General features: G+C 68.0%; 17 protein-coding genes. 7 read left to right on the top strand and 10 right to left on the bottom strand.

What is annotated here, in order from left to right; all coding sequences use genetic code 11:
• Window positions 1–656 precede the first annotated feature (656 nt).
• Entirely contained in the window at window positions 657–2,585 is a 1,929-nt protein-coding gene (locus ABIC51_RS30580) for a S53 family peptidase (RefSeq protein ID WP_060197380.1), read from the top strand.
• A gap of 69 nt (window positions 2,586–2,654) precedes the next feature.
• Here the strand turns inward: ABIC51_RS30580 and ABIC51_RS30575 are convergent, their stop codons facing one another.
• From ABIC51_RS30575 to ABIC51_RS30535, 9 genes are all read right to left on the bottom strand, one after another.
• Window positions 2,655–3,077: an ExbD/TolR family protein gene (locus ABIC51_RS30575; RefSeq protein ID WP_146254152.1), complete on the bottom strand. Its 423-nt coding sequence runs from the start codon at window positions 3,075–3,077 to the stop codon at window positions 2,655–2,657.
• Complete coding sequence (locus ABIC51_RS30570; RefSeq protein WP_124840982.1) at window positions 3,074–3,817, bottom strand: MotA/TolQ/ExbB proton channel family protein; 744 nt, start codon at window positions 3,815–3,817, stop codon at window positions 3,074–3,076. The genes ABIC51_RS30575 and ABIC51_RS30570 overlap by 4 nt, the downstream gene beginning before the upstream one ends.
• 14 nt (window positions 3,818–3,831) lie before the next feature.
• Window positions 3,832–4,785, bottom strand: a complete 954-nt coding sequence (locus ABIC51_RS30565) for an energy transducer TonB (protein ID WP_301763490.1) — start codon at window positions 4,783–4,785, stop codon at window positions 3,832–3,834.
• Window positions 4,761–5,900, bottom strand: coding sequence for a pyrroloquinoline quinone biosynthesis protein PqqE (gene pqqE / locus ABIC51_RS30560; protein WP_059698500.1), 1,140 nt, complete (start codon window positions 5,898–5,900; stop codon window positions 4,761–4,763). The genes ABIC51_RS30565 and pqqE overlap by 25 nt, the downstream gene beginning before the upstream one ends.
• Before the next feature lies 1 nt (window position 5,901).
• A complete protein-coding gene (pqqD, locus tag ABIC51_RS30555) occupies window positions 5,902–6,183 on the bottom strand; it encodes a pyrroloquinoline quinone biosynthesis peptide chaperone PqqD (RefSeq protein WP_021160296.1) in 282 nt (93 codons plus the stop codon).
• Complete coding sequence (gene pqqC, locus ABIC51_RS30550; RefSeq protein WP_175897710.1) at window positions 6,180–6,899, bottom strand: pyrroloquinoline-quinone synthase PqqC; 720 nt, start codon at window positions 6,897–6,899, stop codon at window positions 6,180–6,182. The genes pqqD and pqqC overlap by 4 nt, the downstream gene beginning before the upstream one ends.
• A gap of 2 nt (window positions 6,900–6,901) precedes the next feature.
• Entirely contained in the window at window positions 6,902–7,825 is a 924-nt protein-coding gene (pqqB, locus tag ABIC51_RS30545) for a pyrroloquinoline quinone biosynthesis protein PqqB (RefSeq protein ID WP_060312868.1), read from the bottom strand.
• A 61-nt stretch (window positions 7,826–7,886) separates the two neighbouring features.
• A complete protein-coding gene (pqqA, locus tag ABIC51_RS30540) occupies window positions 7,887–7,961 on the bottom strand; it encodes a pyrroloquinoline quinone precursor peptide PqqA (protein ID WP_006485436.1) in 75 nt (24 codons plus the stop codon).
• A gap of 312 nt (window positions 7,962–8,273) precedes the next feature.
• A complete protein-coding gene (locus ABIC51_RS30535) occupies window positions 8,274–10,292 on the bottom strand; it encodes a sigma-54-dependent Fis family transcriptional regulator (protein ID WP_027790657.1) in 2,019 nt (672 codons plus the stop codon).
• A gap of 315 nt (window positions 10,293–10,607) precedes the next feature.
• Between ABIC51_RS30535 and ABIC51_RS30530 the strand changes: the two genes are divergently transcribed.
• On the top strand, window positions 10,608–11,642 hold the full coding sequence (locus ABIC51_RS30530) for an alpha/beta fold hydrolase (RefSeq protein ID WP_354006760.1): 1,035 nt from the start codon (window positions 10,608–10,610) through the stop codon (window positions 11,640–11,642).
• A gap of 46 nt (window positions 11,643–11,688) precedes the next feature.
• On the opposite strand, the gene ABIC51_RS30525 is transcribed toward ABIC51_RS30530, so the two are convergent.
• Window positions 11,689–14,088: a TonB-dependent receptor gene (locus ABIC51_RS30525; protein WP_354006767.1), complete on the bottom strand. Its 2,400-nt coding sequence runs from the start codon at window positions 14,086–14,088 to the stop codon at window positions 11,689–11,691.
• Between the two features lie 429 nt (window positions 14,089–14,517).
• On the opposite strand from ABIC51_RS30525, the gene ABIC51_RS30520 reads away from it, so the two are divergent.
• The 5 genes from ABIC51_RS30520 to ABIC51_RS30500 all read left to right on the top strand — a co-directional run.
• Complete coding sequence (locus tag ABIC51_RS30520) at window positions 14,518–16,239, top strand: methanol/ethanol family PQQ-dependent dehydrogenase (protein ID WP_027790654.1); 1,722 nt, start codon at window positions 14,518–14,520, stop codon at window positions 16,237–16,239.
• A 71-nt stretch (window positions 16,240–16,310) separates the two neighbouring features.
• Complete coding sequence (locus tag ABIC51_RS30515; protein WP_175897714.1) at window positions 16,311–17,552, top strand: c-type cytochrome; 1,242 nt, start codon at window positions 16,311–16,313, stop codon at window positions 17,550–17,552.
• Window positions 17,553–17,639: 87 nt separating this feature from the next.
• The gene (locus ABIC51_RS30510; RefSeq protein ID WP_027790652.1) at window positions 17,640–17,954 is read left to right on the top strand and encodes a high-potential iron-sulfur protein; all 315 of its coding nucleotides are present in this window, start codon (window positions 17,640–17,642) and stop codon (window positions 17,952–17,954) included.
• The gene (locus ABIC51_RS30505) at window positions 17,938–19,845 is read left to right on the top strand and encodes a sigma-70 family RNA polymerase sigma factor (protein ID WP_175897732.1); all 1,908 of its coding nucleotides are present in this window, start codon (window positions 17,938–17,940) and stop codon (window positions 19,843–19,845) included. Before ABIC51_RS30510 ends, ABIC51_RS30505 begins: the two co-directional genes overlap by 17 nt.
• Before the next feature lie 277 nt (window positions 19,846–20,122).
• Window positions 20,123–20,691 (top strand): acetyl-coenzyme A synthetase N-terminal domain-containing protein (locus tag ABIC51_RS30500; RefSeq protein ID WP_334045935.1); only part of this gene is annotated, 569 nt, incomplete at its 3' end.

Below are 20,691 nucleotides of genomic sequence, written 5' to 3'. Positions count from 1 at the left end.
AAGTTTGACTCGTCGTTTTCTTTCTTGTTATCTTTCCCCGCAAGCAATATCGCCGGGAAATCGAATCCGCATCAGGAAATCAATGGCCCGACAATCAACTTCCGTTTTTATTACGTTTAAAACGAGAAGTAGCTGATTCGTAAGCCGCAGCACCCGCTCGCAACACACAGCTCCCGCTTCACCGGTCATCCGTTCCGCTTATGGCGGAAGAGGACGATGTCGACATCTCTCCCGGTTGACCGGGACATTCGATTTCGCCCGCAGCACCTCACACGAAACACGCACACCACGTCGTCGCTCGACCATGTATTGCCTGCTTATACGGATTTCATTCATTGGATTCCTAATTAAGTGATAACGCAGCGAAACATCCGCAACAGCAGATTGAAGGGAAACAGATGGTCGGCACACGCGCCGTTGCTGCGACGCGAGCCGGCACGATAGCAGGCCGTGCGCGGGATCGATGTTCGCGATACGCGAATCCGACACCCGGGCCGGCCTCCGATCTTGATGATGGGAGGGGGAGGAAAACATATGTCGCCGTGAATCACGCCGGTCGGTCCGGTCTTGCGTCAGGTTGCATGCGCCGCCCTGCCGCTACCCGCGATCCGGGTCGCGCGCTGCACCGGTTCTTCGTCGAAATCTCGGAGCTCACAATGCAGAGAACTCAGCACGTCAATCGCACACTCTCGCAACGCTTTGCCCTCGCCGCACTGCCGCTCGCGGTAGCCGCCACGCTGGCGCCGCTGCCCGCCCAGGCCGCTACCAGCTGGGTGCCGACCCGCACCGCCGCTTTCCTGCTGTCGAATGCGCCCGCCGCGGCTGCTTCGGCCGCCTCGCAGGCCCAGCCTGCGTACTCGCTCAACAGCATCGGCACGCCGGCGCTCACCGACACGCACGTCACCCCGCTCGAACTGAGCCAGCCGCTGCATGTCACCGTGGTGCTGAAGAACCGCAACACCGACCAGCTCGACGCGTTCCTGCGCGACGTCAACCAGCCGGGCAGCGCGAACTACCGCAAGTACCTGACGCCGGCGCAGTTCAAGGCGCGCTTCGCGCCGACCGACGACCAGGTCGCGGCCGTCGTGGCCCACCTGAAGGCAAACGGCTTCAGCAACGTCACGGTGTCGGAGAACAACACGCTGGTCTCCGCCGACGGCAACGCGACCAACGCACAAAACGGCTTCCACGCGAGCATCAAGCGCTTCAACTATCGCGGCAAGCCGGTCTTCGCGAACGATTCGGCCGCGTTGATCCCGGCGTCGCTCGGCCCGGTCGTCGATGCGGTGCTCGGCCTGCAGAACGCCGCGGTGCCGCACCGCCTGCTCCACCGCTTCGCGCCGGCCGCCGCCATCGAGCCGAACAAGATCGCGAAGAACGCGGCCGCCGCGTCGCAACAGGTCGGCCACCAGCCAACCGATTTCGCGAAGATCTACGATGCGAGCGGCCTGCCCGCCGCGACCAACACCACGGTGGGCATCATCACCTGGGGCGACATGACCCAGACCATCGCCGACCTGAACACCTTCACGCGGAATGCCGGCCTGCCGACCGTCAACACGGCCGTGGTCGCGGGCGGATCGGGCACGCTGGCCGACGACGGCGATCCGGGCGAATGGGATCTCGACAGCCAGGACATCATCGGCACGTCCGGCGGTGTCAAGCAGCTGATCTTCTACTCGGCGGTGAACGGCGACAGCAACGACAGCGGCCTCACCGACGCGACGCTGACCGCGGCGTACAACAAGGCCGTGACCGACAACAAGGCGACCGTCATCAACGTGTCGCTCGGCCTCGACGAAACCGCCGCGAACTCGGACGGCTCGCTCGCCGCCGACGACGCGGTGTTCAAGCAGGCCGTCGCGCAGGGCCAGGTCTTCTCGGTCTCGGCCGGCGACGCGGGCGTCTATCAATGGTCGACGTCGCCGCAAGGCGCGCCCGGCTACATCGGCACGTACAACGGCACGTCGGTCAGGACGACGATCAACCTGTCCAAGTACAGCGTGTCGTCGCCCGCGAGTTCGCCGTATGTCGTCGCGGTCGGCGGCACGACGCTCTCGACCACCGGCACCACGACGTGGGCAGGCGAAACCGTGTGGAACGAAGGCGTCGCGTACGCGGATCTCGACAGCAACGGCAACCCGGTCGACAACGCCGTGCGGATCTGGGCCACAGGCGGCGGCGTGAGCGCGTTCGAAACCGCGCCGAGCTGGCAGACGGCCGCGCTCGGCAGCACGGTGACGAAACGCGTGGTGCCCGACGTGGCGTTCGACGCCGCGCAATCGACGGGCGCGTACATCGTCATCAACGGGCAGACCAACCAGCTCGTCGGCGGCACGAGCCTCGCTTCGCCGATCTTCGTCGGCGGCTGGGCGCGGGTCGAATCGGCGAACAACAACAGCCTCGGCCTGCCGACGTCGGCGTTCTACCAGAACTTCCCGACCAATACGTCGCTGCTCCACGACGTGACCTCGGGCAACAACGGTTATAGCAGCCACGGCTATACCGCGAAGGCCGGCTGGGACGACGATACGGGCTTCGGCAGCCTGGACTTCGCGAAGGTCAGCGCGAGTTCGGCGAAGTAAGCCCCCGGCGCGATGCGGTGCGGCGAAGGTGCCGCACCGCATCGCCCATGCAACGCGACACCGCGCGAGCTATCGGCCGCGAGCGGGCGCGGTAACGAAGCCGACTTTCGTGAGACCGGCCGCCTGTGCGGCCGCAAGCAGTTTTGCGACGCTGTCGTAGCGGGCCGCGCGATCGGCGGACAGGCGCACTTCCGGTTGAGGCGCGGTGCGGGCCGCCGCCGCGAGACGCGCCGCCAGCCCGGTTTCGGACACCGGCTGCGCGTTCCAGCTCACGCCGCCGCCCGCATCGATCGAGACATCGACATGCGGCACGCTCGTATCCTCGCGCGGGCTCTCCGCCTGCGGCAATGCAACGCGCGCGGCGTGATGCAGCACCGGCAGCGTCACCATGAACACCACCAGCAGCACGAGCATCACGTCGATCAGCGGTGTCATGTTGATCTCGGCTGCGAGCGCATTTCCTTCGGGCGCGTCGTCCGGGCCGGCGTTCATGCTCGTGCTCCGTCGGCGGCAGGGTGCAGGTCGGCCGGCATCCTGGTCGCCGGTTCGGGCCGCGCGGCGGTCTCGGGCACGCTGCCGGTCAGCAGCAACAGATGCAGCCCGTGCGCGAAGCGGTTGAGCCGCGCAACGATATCGCGCGACAGCCGCACCAGCGTGTTGTAGCCGAGCACGGCGGGGATGGCGACGCACAGTCCGAATGCCGTCATCACCAGCGCCTCGCCGACCGGCCCCGCTACCCGGTCGAGGCTCGCCTCGCCGGTTGCGCCGAGCGACAGCAGCGCGTGATAGATCCCCCAGACGGTGCCCAGCAGTCCGACGAACGGTGCGGTGCTGCCGATCGATGCGAGCACGCCGAGCCCGCGCTGCATCCGCGCCGCGGATTCGTCCACCGACGTCTTCAGGCTGCGCGACAGCCAGTCGCTCGCGTCGATCCGGTCGTGCAGCCGGTGCCTGCTCGCTTCGTGATGCGCGATCGCCGCCTGGCCCGCGCGAACGAGATCGACGAACGGCCTGTCCTGCCCCCCGAGCGCGTGCATCGCGCCGGCCGCGCCGCCGTCGTCCCGAAAGCGCGCTTCCGCTCGCGCCGCGCGGCGCCGGATGCCGACGAGCTCGATCGCCTTGATCACGATCACCGTCCACGATGCGATCGACATCGCGACGAGCAACAGCGCGACCGCGCGCGTCATCGGGTCGCCCTGCGTCCATACGTGCTCGATTCCGTAGATTGTCATGATGAAGTGTCCTGTCAGTCGTCGAGATTGAACGCGATCGGCGCGCGTGCCCGCGTCGGCACCGGCGCGCCGTCGAACACATGCGGCGCGCAGCGGCTCGCCAGTACGGCTTCACGCGCCGCCGCGTCGAGACGCGGATAACCGCTGCCGGTCACGACACGCGCGGCGACGATCTGCCCCGCCGCATCGGTCTCCAGTTCGACGACCACGGTGCCGTGCTCGCCCAGCCGCAGCGACTGCGGCGGGTAGTCGGGTTTGACCAGCGCGCAGTCGGGATGCGCGACGAAGCGCGGCGGCACCGACACGGAAGACGATCGGGATTCGGGTTGAGTCTGCGTCTGCGTCGGCATTCGTACGGCCGCATCGTCGCGCGGCGTATCGCGTTGCGCCGCGGCCGGCGAGGACGGACCTGGCCGTGCCGGAGCCGGCACAGGCGCGTCATGCGCCGGCGGGCGGGCACGGCCGGACGCGACCTGCCGGTTCGTCCTCAACGCACTGCCTACAGATGATCGGGGCGCGGACGTAGCCTCCTGCACCGCGTGCGACGCGGCAACCGGCTTCGCCTTCGCGGCCGCCATCGTCGACGCCTCCGGCACCGCCGCGATCAGCATCGCCACCATCACCTGCCGTTGCAGTGGTTCGCGTCGTACGATCTGCTCATGTGCGAGCAGAACGAACAGGGCGGCATGCAGAGCGCATACGACAGCGAAGACCGACGCGACGCAAGTTCCGCGACGGCGTACCCGATCGCCAGCGGCACCACGCACGCCGGTTGCCTGCCGCGTTCCGAAAGCAGCGGTGCTCATCGCACCCGCCTTCGCGCGCTCACCCATCCTCGTACACGCGCGCCACATCGCCGACATGAAGAGGAATGCATATCTATCGATCCGGCTTCCATCGCGTTGCCTTGCCCTGTTCACCCCGCCGCCGTCGCCGTGCCTTGTCAGCAGTCGCAGGCCGCCCCACATTGCGCGAGCGAATTCTCCTTGCTGCGGAACACCAGCGGCTGTTCGTCGCGCGGCGCGGGTCGCCGCGCGAATTGCACGGCCTGCTCGACCCGGCCGTGATGCGCGGACTTCTCGCACACCGGATCGGGCTGCGCCGGGTCGCCGGCCAACTGGTACGCCTGGCACCGGCAGCCGCCGTGATCGACATGCCGCTCGTCGCACGTGCGGCACGGCTCGCGCATCCAGTCCTCGCCGCGATACGCGTTGAATGCGTCGCTGTCGTACCAGATTTCCTTCAGCGACCGGTCGCGCACGTTCGGCAGCGCGAGCCCCGGCAGCGACCGCGCGGCATGGCAGGGCAGCGCGGTGCCGTCCGGCGCGACGCCGAGAAACACCGAACCCCAGCCGTTCATGCACGCTTTCGGGCGCCGCTCGAAATAGTCGGGCACGACGAACAGGATCTTGCAGCGTTCGCCGACCAGCTTGCGATAGCGGTTGACCGTTTCCTCCGCCTCGCGCACCTGCTCGACGGTCGGCATCAGCTGGTCGCGGTTCACCATCGCCCAGCCGTAGTACTGCGTGTTCGCGAGCTCGAGGTAATCGGCGCCGAGGTCGAGCGCCATCTCGATGATCTGTCCGACGTGCGGCAGGTTGTAGCGATGCAGCACGCAGTTGAGCACCATCGGGTAGCCGTGCGCCTTGATCAGCCGCGCGACGCCGCGCTTCAGCTCGAACGTGCGCGTGCTCGTCAGGAAATCGTTCAGCTCGCGCGTCGAATCCTGCAGCGACAACTGGATATGGTCGAGCCCGGCCGCCTTGAGCCGCTCGATGCGCGTGACGTTCAGCCCGACGCCCGACGTGATCAGGTTCGTATAGAAGCCGAGCCCGCGCGCATGCGCGACGAGCGTCTCGAGGTCGTCGCGCTGCAGCGGCTCGCCGCCCGAGAAACCGATCTGCGCGGCGCCGAGCGCGCGCGCATCGCTGATGACCGTGCGCCACGCATCGGTGTCGAGCTCCGCGCCGTGCGTCGCGAAATCGACCGGGTTGTAGCAGAACGCGCAGTGCAGCGGGCAACGGTACGTCAGTTCCGCGAGCAGCCACAGCGGCGCGGACGGCCGGGAAGTGTCGGGAGCCATGTCAGTCGAGCCAGCCGCGCAGTCGCGCATGATCGAGGAAACGGTACACGTCGGTCGCGAGGTCCGACTGACTGAACAGGCGCTCGAGTTCGCCGATGATGTCGTCCAGCTCGCGCGTACCGTCGCAGCGCGCGAGAATCTCGCCGGCACTCGGGTTCAGTTTGACCATTCCTTCCGGATAGAGGAGCACGTACGCATCCTGGGCCGCCTCCCATTGCAGGCGGTACATGCCCCTGAGGCAGGGGCGCAGCGGCACGCCGCTGGCAGCTTCGATCGCGTTCATAGCGGGTAGGCCTTTTCGACGGCGTCGAGCATCGACCACAGGATGTCGAGCTTGAATTGCAGGATGCCGAGCGCACGCTGCTGCGCATCCGGCGTCGTGAAGTGCTGCAGCGTCACCGCAAGCCCGTGCTCGACGTCGCGCTGCGCAAGCGGCACGCGGCTGCGGAAGTAATGCAACCCGTCCGGCTCGATCCACGGGTAATGCGACGGCCAGCCCGCGAGCCGGTCGAGATGGATCTGCGGCGCGAACATCTCGGTCAGCGACGAGCACACGGCTTCCTGCCATGGCGCGCGCCGCGCGAAATTCACATACGCGTCCACCGCGAAACGCACGCCGGGCAGCACGTGCTCGAGCGACCACAGTTCGTCATGCGAGAGACCGCACGCCTCGCCGAGCCGCACCCAAGCCTCGATGCCGCCTTCGTTGTCGCCCTGCCCGTCGTGGTCGATCAGCCGCTGGATCCAGCGGCGCCGCGTGTCGCGGTCGGGGCAGTTCGACAGGATCGCCGCATCCTTTAGTGGAATGTTGATCTGGTAGTAGAAGCGGTTCGCGACCCAGCCGCGGACCTGCGTGGGCGAACAGGCACCGCTGTTGAGCCGGCGGTTGAACGGGTGATGGATGTGATAGCGCGATTCGAGCGCGCGCAGGCGCGCCTCGAATTCGGTCGCGCTCCAGGGCGTCGGATGCAATGCCGTAGCGGGAATCGGTGCGTTCATGGTCAGACCTGGAATTGCATGCCGTCGTGCGCGACGTCGATGCCATGCGCGCGCAGGTGCGCGTGCTCGACGGAATGCGGATCGAGAATCGGATTCGTGTTGTTGATGTGCGTGAGCACCTTGCGCGTGTGCGCGGGCAGCGTGTCGAGCCAGTCGATCATGCCGGGCCGCCCGTGCTCCGCGCATTGCGCGAGATGCCCCATGTCGGCCGCGTGCTTGCCCGACAGGCCGAGGTCGATCATCTCGGTGCCGCTCCAGAACGTGCCGTCCACCAGCACGAGATCGGCGCCGTCCATCGCGGCGCGCACGTCGTCGGTGACGGCCGCGAGCCCCGGCGCATAGAACGCGCGCCGGCCGCTCGCGACATCTTCGATCGACAGCGCGATGTTGTCGCCGGGCGCGGCCGACGCACGCCGCGGCGAATAAGGCGGCGCCTTGCTGTCGACGGGAATCGCGGTGAAGCGGATCCCGCTCGCCGCCGGCACCGTGAACGGCTCGCCGAGCACGATCGTATGCGCGGCGACGCCGCAGTAATGGCCGAGCAGCGGCACGAGCGGCAAGCCGGTCGACAGGTCGTCGAGCACCGGCGCGCTCGCGTAGAGCGGCAGCGGCGTCGAGCGCTCGCGCAGCATCAGCAGGCCCGTCACGTGATCGATCTGCGCGTCGCACAGCACGACGGCGGCGATGCCGCTGTCGCGAATCGCGCGTGCCGGCTGCAACTCCGGATCCGCGCGCAACTGGGAAAGGATGTCGGGCGACGCGTTGACGAGGATCCAGTCGATGCCGTCGTCGCTGACCGCGATCGACGACTGTGTGCGAGGCAGCACGTGGCCGCTTCCGCTGCGCGCGCGGCGACAGTTCGCGCAATTGCAGTTCCATTGCGGCAGGCCGCCGCCGGCTCCCGAGCCGAGTATCTTGATCTTCATGGGCGTCAGCTCCCGACGCCGCCCGCGCCGATCACGGCAAAGCGGGCGGCACGCTCGGCGATCAGCGGTTGGCGATGTACATCGTGATTTCGAAGCCGAAACGCAGGTCGGTGTAAGACGGGGTGGTCCACTGCATGATGTGTCTCCTGATTGAGTAGATGAGTTGCGTCGGTGAGTCGTACAACCGCGGCAATCGAGCGGTCGGTTCCTATTCAGCAAGGAGCGTGCCGAGGCCGCACTTCGACGGCCCGACAGCGATACGCGGCGCTCGCCCGGGCATCGGGACGCAATCCTTACGATTTGCCTACGCGATTCGCGCGAATGCGGTTCGACGCCACGGCCGCACGATGCGCATGGGCGGTGACAGGTGTTGAATCGTTGAACACCGGTGTTGCAACTTGACACACCGGCTGTGACAGGCCGCGCGGCCGCGAACCCGTGGCGCGCGTCAGCTTTCGTCGGACGGCTGGCGCTGCGGGTCGGCGGCCGGCATCTTCCGGTAGATCGTGTTGCGCGACACGCCGAGCGCGCGCGCCGCCGCGGACACGTTGCCGCCGTGGCGCGCGAGCGCAGCGGCAATCGCGGACGCGGCGACATCCTGCAACCGCGCGTCGCCTGCCGGAAGCGCGTCCGCGGGCCATGCCGCGGCGGACGGATCGTGCGCGGCCGGCTCGGCCCGGGTATCGTCGCGGCGCAGGTCGTCGAAGAAATCGTCCGGCAGGTGCTCGCGCCGGATCTCGCCGTCGTCGTCGACCATCGCCGCCGCCGTGCGCAGCAGGTTGCCGAGCTGGCGGAAGTTGCCGGGCCACGCGCAGCGCACGAACAGCGCCATCACGTCCGGCGCGACGGACAGCGGCGGCCGGCCCGGGCCCGCGTAGGCCTCCCGTTGCAGCATCTTCTGCACGACCACCGCGAGATCCGTGCGGTCGCGCAGCGGCGGCAGGCGTACCACGAGGCCGTTCAGCCGGTAGTACAGATCCTCGCGAAAGCGGTTCTGCGCAATCATGTCGCGCAAGTCGCGGTGCGTCGCGCAGATGATCGCGATGTCCACGGCGATCGTCTTCGTCGATCCGAGCGGGTTGACGAGGCGCTCCTGCAGCACGCGAAGCAGCCGCACCTGCAGCGGATACGGCATGTCGCCGATCTCGTCGAGAAACAGCGTGCCGCCGTTCGCCTGCAGCAGCTTGCCGATCGAGCCCTTGCGGCGCGCGCCGGTGAATGCGCCCTCTTCGTAGCCGAACAGCTCGGACTCGATCAGCGTCTCCGGAATCGACGCGCAGTTGACCGCGACGAACGGCGCATCGCGCCGCGGCGAGTCGTTGTGGATCGCCTGCGCGAGCAGTTCCTTGCCGGTACCGGTCTCGCCGGTGATCAGGATCGGGATGTCCTTGCCGATCACCTTGCGCACCTTCGCGATCACGCATCCAACCTGCGGATCGCCGGTGTCGAGGTAGTTGAGCCGCGACAGGCCGGCCGACGTGCCGGCCGCCGGCGCGGGCACCGCGTTCGCGCGCGCGGCCGGCGCACCCGCGTCGTGAACGTCCGTCGGCCGGCTGCCTTCGGCGAGCGTCGCGCGCCGGAAATGCACGCGCGCGCAGACCACCGCGCCGGTGCCGAGGTTCAGCATCAGGTGCCGGTCGGTGCTCGCGCGCATGCGGTCGATCAACTGTGCGCTCGTGACGTCGAACAGCGACGACAGCGTGTGCGCGCGCAGCGCGGCGAGCGGCATGCCGAGCTGGAACTGCGCACTGCGATTGGCCGACAGGAAACGGCCGTCGGCGGTGAAGGCGACGATCCCCTCCATCAGCGTGCCGAGGAACTCGGGGCGGCCATGGAACGACACCTGCAACGTCTCCTGAAAGGTCGTCGTAAACAGGTGATTCTCGATCATCTGCACCGACATCTTCGCGAGCGCCATCGTGTGCTGGTGGTAGCTGCGATGGTCGCCGGTCACGTCGAGTACACCGATCGCGTCGCCGTACGGATCGAGGATCGGCACGCTCGAACAGGTGAGGAAGCGGTTCGCAGCGAGGAAGTGCTGGTCGCCGTGAACGACCATCGGGCACAGCTCGGCGAGCGCCGTACCGATCGCGTTGGTGCCCTGCCGGTCCTCCGCCCAGTTCGCGCCCGGGCGCAGCGCGACCTTCTCCGCGCGGCGCAGGAAATCGTCGTCGCCGATCGAATGCAGGATCAACCCCTGCGCATCGGTCAGCACGATCATGCTCTGCGTGTTGACGATCTGCTCGTGCAGCGTCTCCATCACCGGCATCGCATGCGCGCACAGCACGCGGCTCTGCTCGCGCTTGAGCACCAGCGCCGCGCTCGACAGCACGTCGTAGTCGGGGCGTGCCGAGACCTGCAGGCCGAACGTCTCGGACCGCTCATGGGCTTTCTGGATCGACGGCGCGGGCCAGCCGGCGGAATGCGCGGCCCGCGATCCGGCCGCCTGCTCTACGTCATCGCGCATTGTCTCCTCCGGGGATCTTCCGGTCAGTTGCCGGACTCTTTGCCGTCATTGCAAGCAAGCATCGGGCCACGCGAGGGGCACGGCCCCGATCGAAAGCAGATTGCAAGACACGATCCGGTTCCGCCGGGCGTGTCGAGTCACCGGACGGGCCGGTCTTCGTGATACCGCGTCTGCCCGACGCGTGACTACCCGTGCGAATCCCGATCTTTGCGGCTGGCGCGTTTCTGGCTTTGTCTTGGATCAAATACAGTGGTCGCCCGGGCACCCGTGCGGCCGCGTGACGATTGCCCCGATTCCCCGAACCGATTCGACACGATGCCTGCCCAGATTCGCACCCTATCCCGATCCCGACCCGCGTCGCCGGCGTCACCATCCACGCCCGCCGCGCCCGTTCGCGGACGCTTGCACCGCGACGCGCAATCGATCGCGTTCTCCGTCGCCGGCGCGGCGCACGGCCATCCGGTCGTGGTGCTGCACGGCGGGCCGGGCAGCGGCAGCCAGGCCGGCATCCTGCGGCTGTTCGACCTGACGCGGATGCGCGTCGTGCTCGTCGACCAGCGCGGCGCGGGCGCGTCGGCGCCACGCGGCGGCACACGCCACAACGACACCGCGCGGTTGATCGACGATCTCGAAGCGGTGCGCGCGCAGCTCGGCATCGCGCGCTGGGGCGTCGTCGGCGGCTCGTGGGGCGCGGCGCTCGCACTTGCATACGCGGGCACACATCCCGCACGAGTCACCGGCGTCGTGCTGCGCGGGCTGTTCCTGACGTCGCGACGCGAAGTCCGCCGGTTGTTCACGACGTCGCGAACGCGCGCGCCCCGCGAATGGCGACGCCTGTACGCGGCGGCCGGCTGCAGCCAGCCGGATCGCCTGCTGTCGTGCTGCGCGCGGCGGCTGCAACCCGGCGCGGGCGCGGCCCGGCAGCGAGCGGTGGCGCTTGCGTGGCACGCGTACGAGAGCGCCATCCTCGCATCGCCGAACCCGCGCCGCTCGCCTGCGGATGCGATCCGCTCGCACAAGACCGTCGCCCGGCTGATCGACAAGTACCGGATCCAGGCGCACTACCTGCGACACGACTGCTGGCTCGGCGAGCGCCGCGTGCTCGCGCTCGCGCGCCGGGCGGCGCAGGCTGGCGTGCCGCTGTTCGCCGCGCACGGAATGCACGATCCCGTCTGTCCGGCCGCCAACGTCGCCCGCCTCGCGCGTGCCGTGCCCGCGGCCGCGATCGAACACGTGAGCGCCGGGCACCTCGCAAGCGACCCGGCATTGGCGCGCAGCATCGCGCGCGCCGTGGCCGCGATGTTCGCGGCGGCACCGGTGGCCCGACCGGGCCCGTCGCGCACATCTTGAGCGCCGCTCGGGCTGCGACGCGGCAATGCACGCAGCCGGGCAAAGCTCAATCCCACGCGTAGCGCACGCCGACCCACGCACCGCGCGGCGCGCCCGGCCCGACGAACTGCTCGTTGACCGGATTCGCACCGTCGAACGTGTGATTCGGCCCGTTGAAGAAGTTCTGGCCCAGCACGCCGAAACTCGCGTAGCGCTTGTCAAACAGGTTCGTCACGCTCGCGAAGACTTCGAAGCGCTTCGTGATCCGGTAGCGCATGTCGAGATCGACGAGCACGTAGCCTGAAATCCTGCCGTTCACGTCCTGGTTGTTCTCGTCGCCGCGCGCATACACGCCGCTGCGCCACGTGACGTTCGAGCCGATATCCCACCTGGGCGTCGCCGCGTAGTCGAGCCGGAGCTTCACCGTGTGCGCGGGAATACCCGGGATATGGTCGCCTTGCTTGACGGCCACGTTGCCGTTCGCGTCGGCCGCCGAATTCGCCGGGCTGTGCTCGGTCCACGACGACCGGTAGGTCGCATCGACATAGCTGTACGAAAGCCCGACACCGAGCGGGCCGAACCGCGTGCGGCCCGCGAGTTCGATGCCTTGCCGCCGCGTATCGCCGACGTTGCGGAAATAACCCTGCGCGCTTGCCGGGCTGCTGATGAACTGGATGTCGTCGGTCAGCGTCGTGCGGTAGGCAGCGGCACTCCAGGTCGTCGCGGCGCCGATGCGGCCGCGCATGCCGGCTTCGAACGTCTTCGAGATCACCGGCTTGAGCGCCGGGTCCGCGATGAAGTCGTTCGGCAGCGAGCACGGCGCGGCCGGGTCCGCGCATGCGAGTTCGATCGCGGTCGGCGAGCGCATCCCTTCGTTGTACGTCGCATAGACGGTGAAGCCCGCGACCGGGTTCCAGTTGAGCCCGAGCGCCGGGTTGAACCGGGAGAACGTATGGTTGCCGTCGAGCAGCGGCTGCACGCCGCTCTCGTCGCCGATCTGCGCCTTCGACCAATCGTAGCGGCCCGACACCGTCAGCGTCCAGTGCGGCGTCAGCGACAGTGCATCGCTCAGGTACACGCCGAGGTTCGCATTGCGCGTCTTCGCGCGGGTCTGCGGCTCGAAATCACCGACGCCGATCGCCGCGCGCGTGTCGGTGAAATACGCGTCCTGCGACGACGCGACGTAGCTCGAGTTCGCGACATCCGCCGCCACGCCCGCGATCAGCTGGTTCGCCATCCCGCCGAGCTTGCCGAGCAGCGTGAGCTGCAGGCTGCCGCCGTAGCTGTCGGTCACGATCGTCGACTGCGCGTTGGTGCCCTGCACCGCGTCGACCGTGCCGTCGTCGCCGACCGATCCGTAATCGGTATTGTTGTTGCTGCTGATGTTGGTGTTGCGCAGGTGCCGATAATACGCATTACCGCTCAGCTCGACGTGCTCGCCGAAGAAGCGATCGCCCGACAAGGTCAGGTAGCCGGCGCTGTTGCGGTTCAGGTCGGGATAGGTGTACGCCTGCTTCCGGTTGTCGAGGAACGAGCGCGGGATCGTCTGGGTGCCGTACAGCGCGTTGTCGGCGCCGCCGGCGGAAATCGACAGCGTCGTGTCCGAATCCGTGTAGCGCAGCTTGCCGAACGCCTGCCGCACGCGGCTCGCATTGTGGTCGGCCCAGCCGCCGTCGTTCGCGACGTTCGCCGTCGCGTAGTAGTCGAGGTTCGAGCCGATCGTGCCGCCCTGCTCGATGGCGGCCGTCTTGCGGCCCCACGAGCCGCCCGACACCTCCGCTTCGCCGCCCGGGTTCGACTTGCCGTTCTTCGTCGTGATCGCCAGTGCGCCGCCGAGCGTATTGCGTCCGTACACCGGGTTGGAGCCCGGTATCAATTGCATCCGGTCGATTGCCTGCGTCGGCAGGATGTCCCAGTTCACGACGTCGCCGAACGGTTCGTTCACGCGCACGCCGTCGACGAACACCGACAGCCCCTGCGGCGTACCGAGCAGCGGCGATGCGGTGAAGCCGCGATAGTTGACGTCCGTCTGGTACGGATTGCCCTGCGCCTCCGAGATCGTCACGCTCTGCAGGTTCGCGGCGAAGAAGTCGGCAAGCGTCGCGCGGTGCTGCGCATCGAGTTCCGCCGCGCGTACCGTCTGCACGTTCGCCGGCACCTTCTGCAGCGGCGTACCGATCCCGAGCAGCGGCGTCGTGCCGACGACCACCACCGTCGGCAATGTGACGGCCGGCGCTTGCGGCGCTTCCTGCGCGACGGCGACGGCGGCCGGCGGCACGGCGCCGCCTGTCGCGGCCGTGCCGTCCGCAGGCTGCTGCGCACGCGCGCTGGCCGTCGACAGGCCGAACAGCGCGATGGCGCCGAGGGCCGGCCCGAGAAGCGCGCCACGCATCGCGCCACCGTGCCGCGCGCGACGCGCGCGTCGCATCGCGCCGCCCTTTCCGGCTGCCTTTGGCCTCCTGATCATTTCATTCGTCTCCATGCTTGTATTCCGCCGCGGTGTGCCCCGCACCGCGCGGCGTGCTGTTGTCGCGAAGCAGCGTGCGAGAACCGTGCCAGCCGCGTCGGCACGACGCCCGCGCGCGTCGCCGCGCACGGCGTGCGTGACACCGGCGCGGGCGGCGCTCCACCTGTCACGGATGCCGCGCCACCTGTCATGTTTGGCAACACTGCGCGCACGGGGGTGTACCTGAATGCAACACCTTCGTTGACACGTGCGCGCGACGCGTCCGACGCCGCACGACACACGACGCGCCCGTGTGCCGCTTCATACCGGCTTCGCGCCGCGGTGGCATGCGACTTGCGTGAACGGCTGCGCACTCGGCCCGGAATCCCCACCGTGCCGGCGCGACGAACCGTTCGCGGCGGTGCGACCACAATGACTCAGGAGACAACCATGAAGAAACTCTCGGCTTCAGCGAGCCGGCTGGCGACGATCGGCATCGCGGCGGCAGCGGCCGTCGCGCTGAACCCCGGCCTCGTCGAAGCGGCCGCGGACTACCCGGCCGTGACCTACCAGCGGCTGACCGATGCGCATACCGATCCGGGCTGGCTGACCTACTACCGCACCTACGACGGCCAGTCGCATTCGCCGCTCAAGCAGATCGACGCGTCGAACGCGAAGGAACTCAAGCAGGTCTGGGCCTACAAGTTCCCCGCCGAGCTGAAGCAGGGCTTCGAAGCCACGCCGATCATCAACGGCAACTACCTGTTCGTGACCACGCCGAAGGACAACGTCTACGCATTCGACGCGAAGAGCGGCAAGCAGCTGTGGAAATACGAACCGAAGCTTGGCGCGGCATCGTTCAAGACCGCATGCTGCGACGTCGTCAACCGTGGCGTCGCGCTGTACGGCAAGAACGTCTACGTCGCGATGCTGAGCGGCGAGGTCGTGGCGCTCGACGCGCAGACGGGCAATCTCGTCTGGAAGAAGCAGATGTTCGAGCCGGGCCTCGGTTATGCGTTCTCGCTCGCGCCGCTCGCGCTGGACGGCTCGATCATCGTCGGCACCTCCGGCGGCGAATACGGGATTCGCGGGTACATCGCCGCGCTGAACCCCGAAGACGGCTCGCTGGTCTGGAAGCGCTACACGATCCCGAGCCCCGGCGAAAAAGGCGCGGACACCTGGCCCGACGGGATGCAGGCGCACGGCGGCGGCGCCGCCTGGCTGACGGGCACGTACGACGCGGCAAGCCGCACGCTGTACTGGGGCGTCGGCAACCCCGGCCCGTGGCTCGCGGCGCTGCGTCCCGGCGACAACCTGTATTCCGACTCGCTGCTCGCGCTCGATCCGAAGAACGGCAACCTGAAGTGGCACTACCAGTACACGAGCAACGACACGTGGGACTACGACGGCGTCAACACGCCGATCCTCGCGGACATCAAGTACAAAGGCAAGGACTACGACGCGATCATTCACGCCGACCGCAACGGCTTCTTCCATGCGATCGATCGCACGACCGGCAAGCTGATCTACGCGGAGCCGTTCGTCACGGCAACGTCGGTCACCGGCTACACGGCCGACGGCAAGCCCATCGCGGACCCGTCGAAGTTCCCGAAGGCCGGCACGACGATCGACACGTGCCCGAGCTTCCTCGGCGGCAAGAACTGGTGGTCGGTGTCCTACGACCCCGCGCGCCACATCGCGGTCGTACCTTCCCTTCACGCGTGCATGAGCCTGTCCGGCAAGTCGGTCAGCTACATGGAAGGCCTGCCGTATCTCGGGGAAGGCTTCGAGATCAAGCCTGAACCGGGCAGCCAGGGTTATGGCGAACTGCAGGCCATCGACGTGAACACCGGCAAGAAACTGTGGGGCCACTGGTCGAAGAAGCCGTGGAACGGCGGCGTCGCGACCACCGCGAGCGGTCTTGCATTCAGCGGCTCGCTCGACGGCCACCTGTATGCCTTCGACACGGCGACCGGCAAGGTGCTGTGGGAGAGCCCGCAGCTCGCGAGCGGCATCATCGCGCAGCCGTCGGTGTTCGAGGTCGACGGCAAGGAATATGTCGCGGTGCTCGCCGGATACGGCGGCGCGAACCCGATCTGGGGCGGCCCGATGGCCGACGTCGCGAAAGACGTTCCGCGCGGCGGCACGCTCTACGTATTCGCGCTCGACTGAACGCGCGTCGCGCCCGGCATGCGCCCGATCCGGGCGCGACGCCCCCACTGTTTCAACCGGAATGCACGACCATGAAAACTCGACTCGCTCCCCTGACCCTCGCCAGTCTGCTCGCCGCGGGCGTGGCGCTGACCCCGATGTCCGCCGCGGCCGGCGGCGTGCGCGTCTGCACGCTGCCGGGCAGCCCGACCGCCGCCCTCGACATGTCGGTCGCACGTGAAGTGCTGCGAACCGCCGGCATCGCCGCCTCGTTCAACCGGCGCGGCGTGGACGACGACGGCGGTGACGACGGCATCTCCGCCGCCGAACTGAAGCAATCGCTCGAACGCGACTGCGACATGATCGCCGGCTTCCCGCGCTCGGCGATCGCCGATGCATCGAATGCCCGGATGAGTTTCTCGCAGGGGTATCTGCGCTCCAGCTACGTCAGCGTGACGCTGCGCGACGCGCATGCATCGTCCACCGGCAAGGAAACGATCGCGGCCACGTACTCGAGCCCGTCGCAACTGATCGCGGCACAGGCGACGAACGCCCGCTTCGATCTCGAGAACACGTCCGAGCAGACCATCGACGCGCTCGCGACCGGTCGCGCACAACGCGCGATCGTCTGGTATCCGAGCGTCGTGGCGTACCGGCGTGCGCATCCCGGCCAGCCGTTCCGGATCGCGGCCACGGCGTCGCCGTACTCGGACTGGCAGCTCGCGTTCGCGTTCGGCCCCGATCGGGACGCGCTGCGGCAGCGCATCGACGCGGCGTTGTCGCGGCTGAATGCCAACGGCCGGATCGCCGCGCTCACACGCGGCTGGAACCTGCCGGAAAACATCGCTCAAGCGGCCAATACGCCGTCGCGCGGCCGCTTCCTCGACGGCGCGGTCGCGTCGGCCGGGCATCCGCGCACCGGCGTGCTGCTCGCCGGCGGAACACCCGCGACGGGCGGCTTCATCAAGGTCTCGGCGAGTGACGAAAACGGCGTGCCGTCGTTCGACAATGCGCAGGCACAGCACGGCAAGAAGCTCTATACCGATGCCTGCGCGAAATGCCACGGCGACCAGCTCGAAGGCAATACCGCCCCTGCGCTGAGCGGGGAATCCTTCGCGCCCGAGGGCAAGTCGCACATCACGGTCGGCGGCATCTTCCAGTACATGTCGAACAACATGCCGGCCGATCGCCCCGGCAAGATGACGGCACAGGAATACGAGGACCTGATGGCGTTCCTGCTCTATTCGAACGGTTATGACGCATCGAAGAGCAAGCTGACCGCCGATGTCGCCACCTCGTCAAAGGCGCCGCTCGTCGCCGGCCCGCGCAAATAGCGCTTTTTTCTCCCTTCGCTTCGATCGACCGCCGCGCCGGGAAGCCATCCCGGCGCGCGGGGCCGGTTTTTTATTCAGGAAAACGACATGATCTCCCGCACTCGCAGAACCTTCATCGTTCAGACCGCCGGCCTGTGTGCCGCACTCGCAGCCGGAACCGGCGCATTCGCGGCAGCGCCGCTCGTCGACGAAAACGACGCGGCCGCGAAGACGCTCGGCTACCGCGCGAAGGCGACGACCGTCGATGCAGGCAAGTTCCCGAAGTACCAGGCCGGCCAGACGTGCTCGAACTGCCGCTTCTACAAGGCCGTCGCCGGCGAATCCTCCGGCACGTGCCCGATGTTCGGGGGCAAGGCGGTTGCCGCCGAAGGCTGGTGCAACGTCTATGCAAAGCTTGCTTGATCCCGGGCGCGGGCGCGAACACGACGGCGTGCCGCGCGGCGGCGCGAATGCGGAGCGCACGGACCGTTTGAATGCGCTGGTCGCGCTGGGCATCGGTCGCGGCTACGTGACGCGCGGCGAAATCGTCGACGCGCTGCCCGACGATGCCGCGGACGGCGCGGATTTCGACGCCGCCGCGTCGATGCTCGGCGAATGGGGAATCGAGGTACGCGAGCACGTCGACTCGCGAAGCGCATGGACGCTCGATCGTCATTTCGCGCGAGCGACGGACACGACGTCGCCGCTCGCCGACGCGCCGGCCCCGCTCGCGACCGCCGATCTGCTCGCGGCCCGCACGAGCGATCCCGTCCGCATCTATCTGCGCGAAATGAGCGCGACACCGCTGCTCGACCGCGAAGAAGAGATCGCGCTCGCGCTTCATCTGGAAAGCGGCCGCGCGGCGTGCATCGACGCATTGAGCCGCGACCCGGCTGCGCTCGACGCCGTCGCGTCGATCGCCGGCGACATCCGCGCCGGCAAGGTGGCGGCATCGGTCTACGTGACGGGGTTCGTCGGCGACGCCGAATCGCCTGATGAAGCGCCCGCGACCTTACCCGAGGAATCGCCCGGCAATGCAACGGCGCCTGATTCGACCATGGAATCACCGGAGGGGGAGGACGACACGGACCGCGCGCCGGACAGCCCGGCATGGCGCGACAGCGTCGTCGCATCGCTCGACCGCGCCGGCGCGCTGGCCGCCGGGATGCAGCACGCATTGCGTACCGGCGGTTTCGCGTCGGCCGGTTACCGGGCGCTGCTTCGCGAGGCCGTCGCGTCGACCGGCAGGATCCGCTTCACCGCGCGTGCGATCGAACGCATCGGCCGCGCGATTCGCGACCGTGCAACGCAAGCACGCAAGTTCGAGCAGCGCATCGTCGACATCCTGGCCGAATCGGGCATACGCACCGATTCGCCGCGCCGCGACCTCTTCATGCCGTGCGACGACGTGCGCGCATGGATGACCGACTGCATCGCCGCGCATGCCGGCTGTACCGCTGCCCTCACCCGCCGCGCGCCGGCGCTGATCGAAGCACGCACCGCGCTCGCCGGCCTCGCCGGCGAGTCGAGCCTGCCGCTCGACATCGCGATCGCGATCGACGCGCGACTGTCGCGTATCGAGCGCGCAATGCAGCCCGCGAGAACGAAGCTGTTCCAGAGCAATCTGCGGCTCGTCGTGTCGATCGCCAAGCGCTATCCCGATCGCGGCCTGCAGTTTCTCGACCTGATCCAGGAGGGCAATCTCGGCCTGATGAAGGCCGTCGATCGCTACGATCACCGGCGCGGCTTCAAATTCGCGACGTATGCGACCTGGTGGGTCCGGCAGGCCATCACGCATGCGATCGCCGATCAGGGCCGCACGATCCGCGTGCCCGCGCATACGGTCGACGCGATCAACAAGCTGGCCCGCCTCGCGCGAACGCATGCGCAACGAACCGGCGAGGTTGCCGGCGCCCCGACGCTCTCGGCGCAGATGCGGATCCCGGTCGACAAGGTGCGGGATCTGATGGATATCGTGCGCGAGCCCATCTCCGCGGACCTGCCCGTTTCTCCCGATCACGACCTCACGTTGTGCGACGTCGCGATCGACCACGCCGCGCCGACCCCGGAAGAATCCGCGAGCGCCCGCCAGCTTCGCGCGGCGGTTGCGGCGCTGATCGACCGCCTGCCGGCACGTGAAGCGTGGATTCTCCGCTTGAGGTACGGCATCGACGTCGAAAGCGAGTATTCGCTGCGCGAGATCGGCCGGCAACTGAACCTGTCCGCCGAACGCGTTCGCCAGATCGAAGTGTCGGCGCTCGAACGGATCAGACAGTTCGGGCACGCACCGGCGCTTCGGTCGCTGATCGCCTGACGCCGCCGGGTCACCCCGCCGCGCTCCGGATCGAGCGGCCGACCACCTTCCCCGGCACGCGCCACCTGTTGAGGACTGCAACACGATGTGCTGCATTTATGAACGGCCGGCTTCGGCTTGACGGTATCCACCCCGTCGCCCGTTCGACCGGATCGCCCGAAACGCGCGCGGTGCGCCGCGACTTCCGCCGAATGCGCGCATCGATCGTTGATGCTGGCATGCATGTTGCGTTTTCCCGAACAGCAGCCCTGCATCCCAAGAACGCATGGAGACACGCTTGTCCACGATTGAATCGGTTCTTCACGAAACCCGCCAGTTTGCGCCGCCCGCGGCGCTCGAGCAGGCGGCGACCATTTCCGGCATGCCGGCCTATCGGGCGCTCGTCGCCGAGGCCGAGCGCGATTACGAAGGCTTCTGGGCGCGCCTCGCGCGCGAGGGCCTCGCGTGGCACAAGCCGTTCACCAAAGTACTCGACGAGTCCAACGCGCCGTTCTACAAGTGGTTCGACGACGGCGAGCTCAACGCGTCGTACAACTGCCTCGACCGTCACGTCGAAGCCGGCAACGGCGAGCGCGTCGCGGTGATCTTCGAAGCCGACGACGGCACCGTCACGCGCGTCACCTATGCGGATCTCCTCGCCCGCGTGTCGCGTTTCGCGAATGCGCTGAAGAAGCGCGGCATCGGCAAGGGCGACCGCGTCGTCATCTATATCCCGATGTCGATCGAAGGCATCGTCGCGATGCAGGCCTGTGCGCGCATCGGCGCGACCCACTCGGTCGTGTTCGGCGGCTTCTCCGCGAAGTCGCTGAACGAGCGGCTCGTCGACGTCGGCGCGACGGCGCTGAT

This window comes from Burkholderia sp. 572, assembly GCF_040545135.1.
In the GTDB taxonomy this organism is placed as follows: Bacteria; Pseudomonadota; Gammaproteobacteria; order Burkholderiales; family Burkholderiaceae; genus Burkholderia; species Burkholderia cepacia.
The sequence above is the reverse complement of the archived record's forward strand: the minus strand, read 5'-3'. Positions and strand labels throughout refer to the sequence as shown.

Bases quoted from the DNA above. Each gene is read 5' to 3' on its own strand.
- ABIC51_RS30530 (WP_354006760.1), top strand. From the start codon at position 10,608: ATGCCTGCCCAGATTCGCACCCTATCCCGATCCCGACCCGCGTCGCCG.
- ABIC51_RS30525 (WP_354006767.1), bottom strand. From the start codon at position 14,088: ATGATCAGGAGGCCAAAGGCAGCCGGAAAGGGCGGCGCGATGCGACGC.
- ABIC51_RS30535 (WP_027790657.1), bottom strand. From the start codon at position 10,292: ATGCGCGATGACGTAGAGCAGGCGGCCGGATCGCGGGCCGCGCATTCC.
- ABIC51_RS30520 (WP_027790654.1), top strand. From the start codon at position 14,518: ATGAAGAAACTCTCGGCTTCAGCGAGCCGGCTGGCGACGATCGGCATC.
- pqqB (WP_060312868.1), bottom strand. From the start codon at position 7,825: ATGAAGATCAAGATACTCGGCTCGGGAGCCGGCGGCGGCCTGCCGCAA.
- pqqD (WP_021160296.1), bottom strand. From the start codon at position 6,183: ATGAACGCGATCGAAGCTGCCAGCGGCGTGCCGCTGCGCCCCTGCCTC.
- ABIC51_RS30580 (WP_060197380.1), top strand. From the start codon at position 657: ATGCAGAGAACTCAGCACGTCAATCGCACACTCTCGCAACGCTTTGCC.
- ABIC51_RS30510 (WP_027790652.1), top strand. From the start codon at position 17,640: ATGATCTCCCGCACTCGCAGAACCTTCATCGTTCAGACCGCCGGCCTG.
- ABIC51_RS30505 (WP_175897732.1), top strand. From the start codon at position 17,938: ATGCAAAGCTTGCTTGATCCCGGGCGCGGGCGCGAACACGACGGCGTG.
- pqqE (WP_059698500.1), bottom strand. From the start codon at position 5,900: ATGGCTCCCGACACTTCCCGGCCGTCCGCGCCGCTGTGGCTGCTCGCG.
- ABIC51_RS30515 (WP_175897714.1), top strand. From the start codon at position 16,311: ATGAAAACTCGACTCGCTCCCCTGACCCTCGCCAGTCTGCTCGCCGCG.
- ABIC51_RS30570 (WP_124840982.1), bottom strand. From the start codon at position 3,817: ATGACAATCTACGGAATCGAGCACGTATGGACGCAGGGCGACCCGATG.
- pqqC (WP_175897710.1), bottom strand. From the start codon at position 6,899: ATGAACGCACCGATTCCCGCTACGGCATTGCATCCGACGCCCTGGAGC.
- ABIC51_RS30565 (WP_301763490.1), bottom strand. From the start codon at position 4,785: ATGTGGGGCGGCCTGCGACTGCTGACAAGGCACGGCGACGGCGGCGGG.
- ABIC51_RS30575 (WP_146254152.1), bottom strand. From the start codon at position 3,077: ATGAACGCCGGCCCGGACGACGCGCCCGAAGGAAATGCGCTCGCAGCC.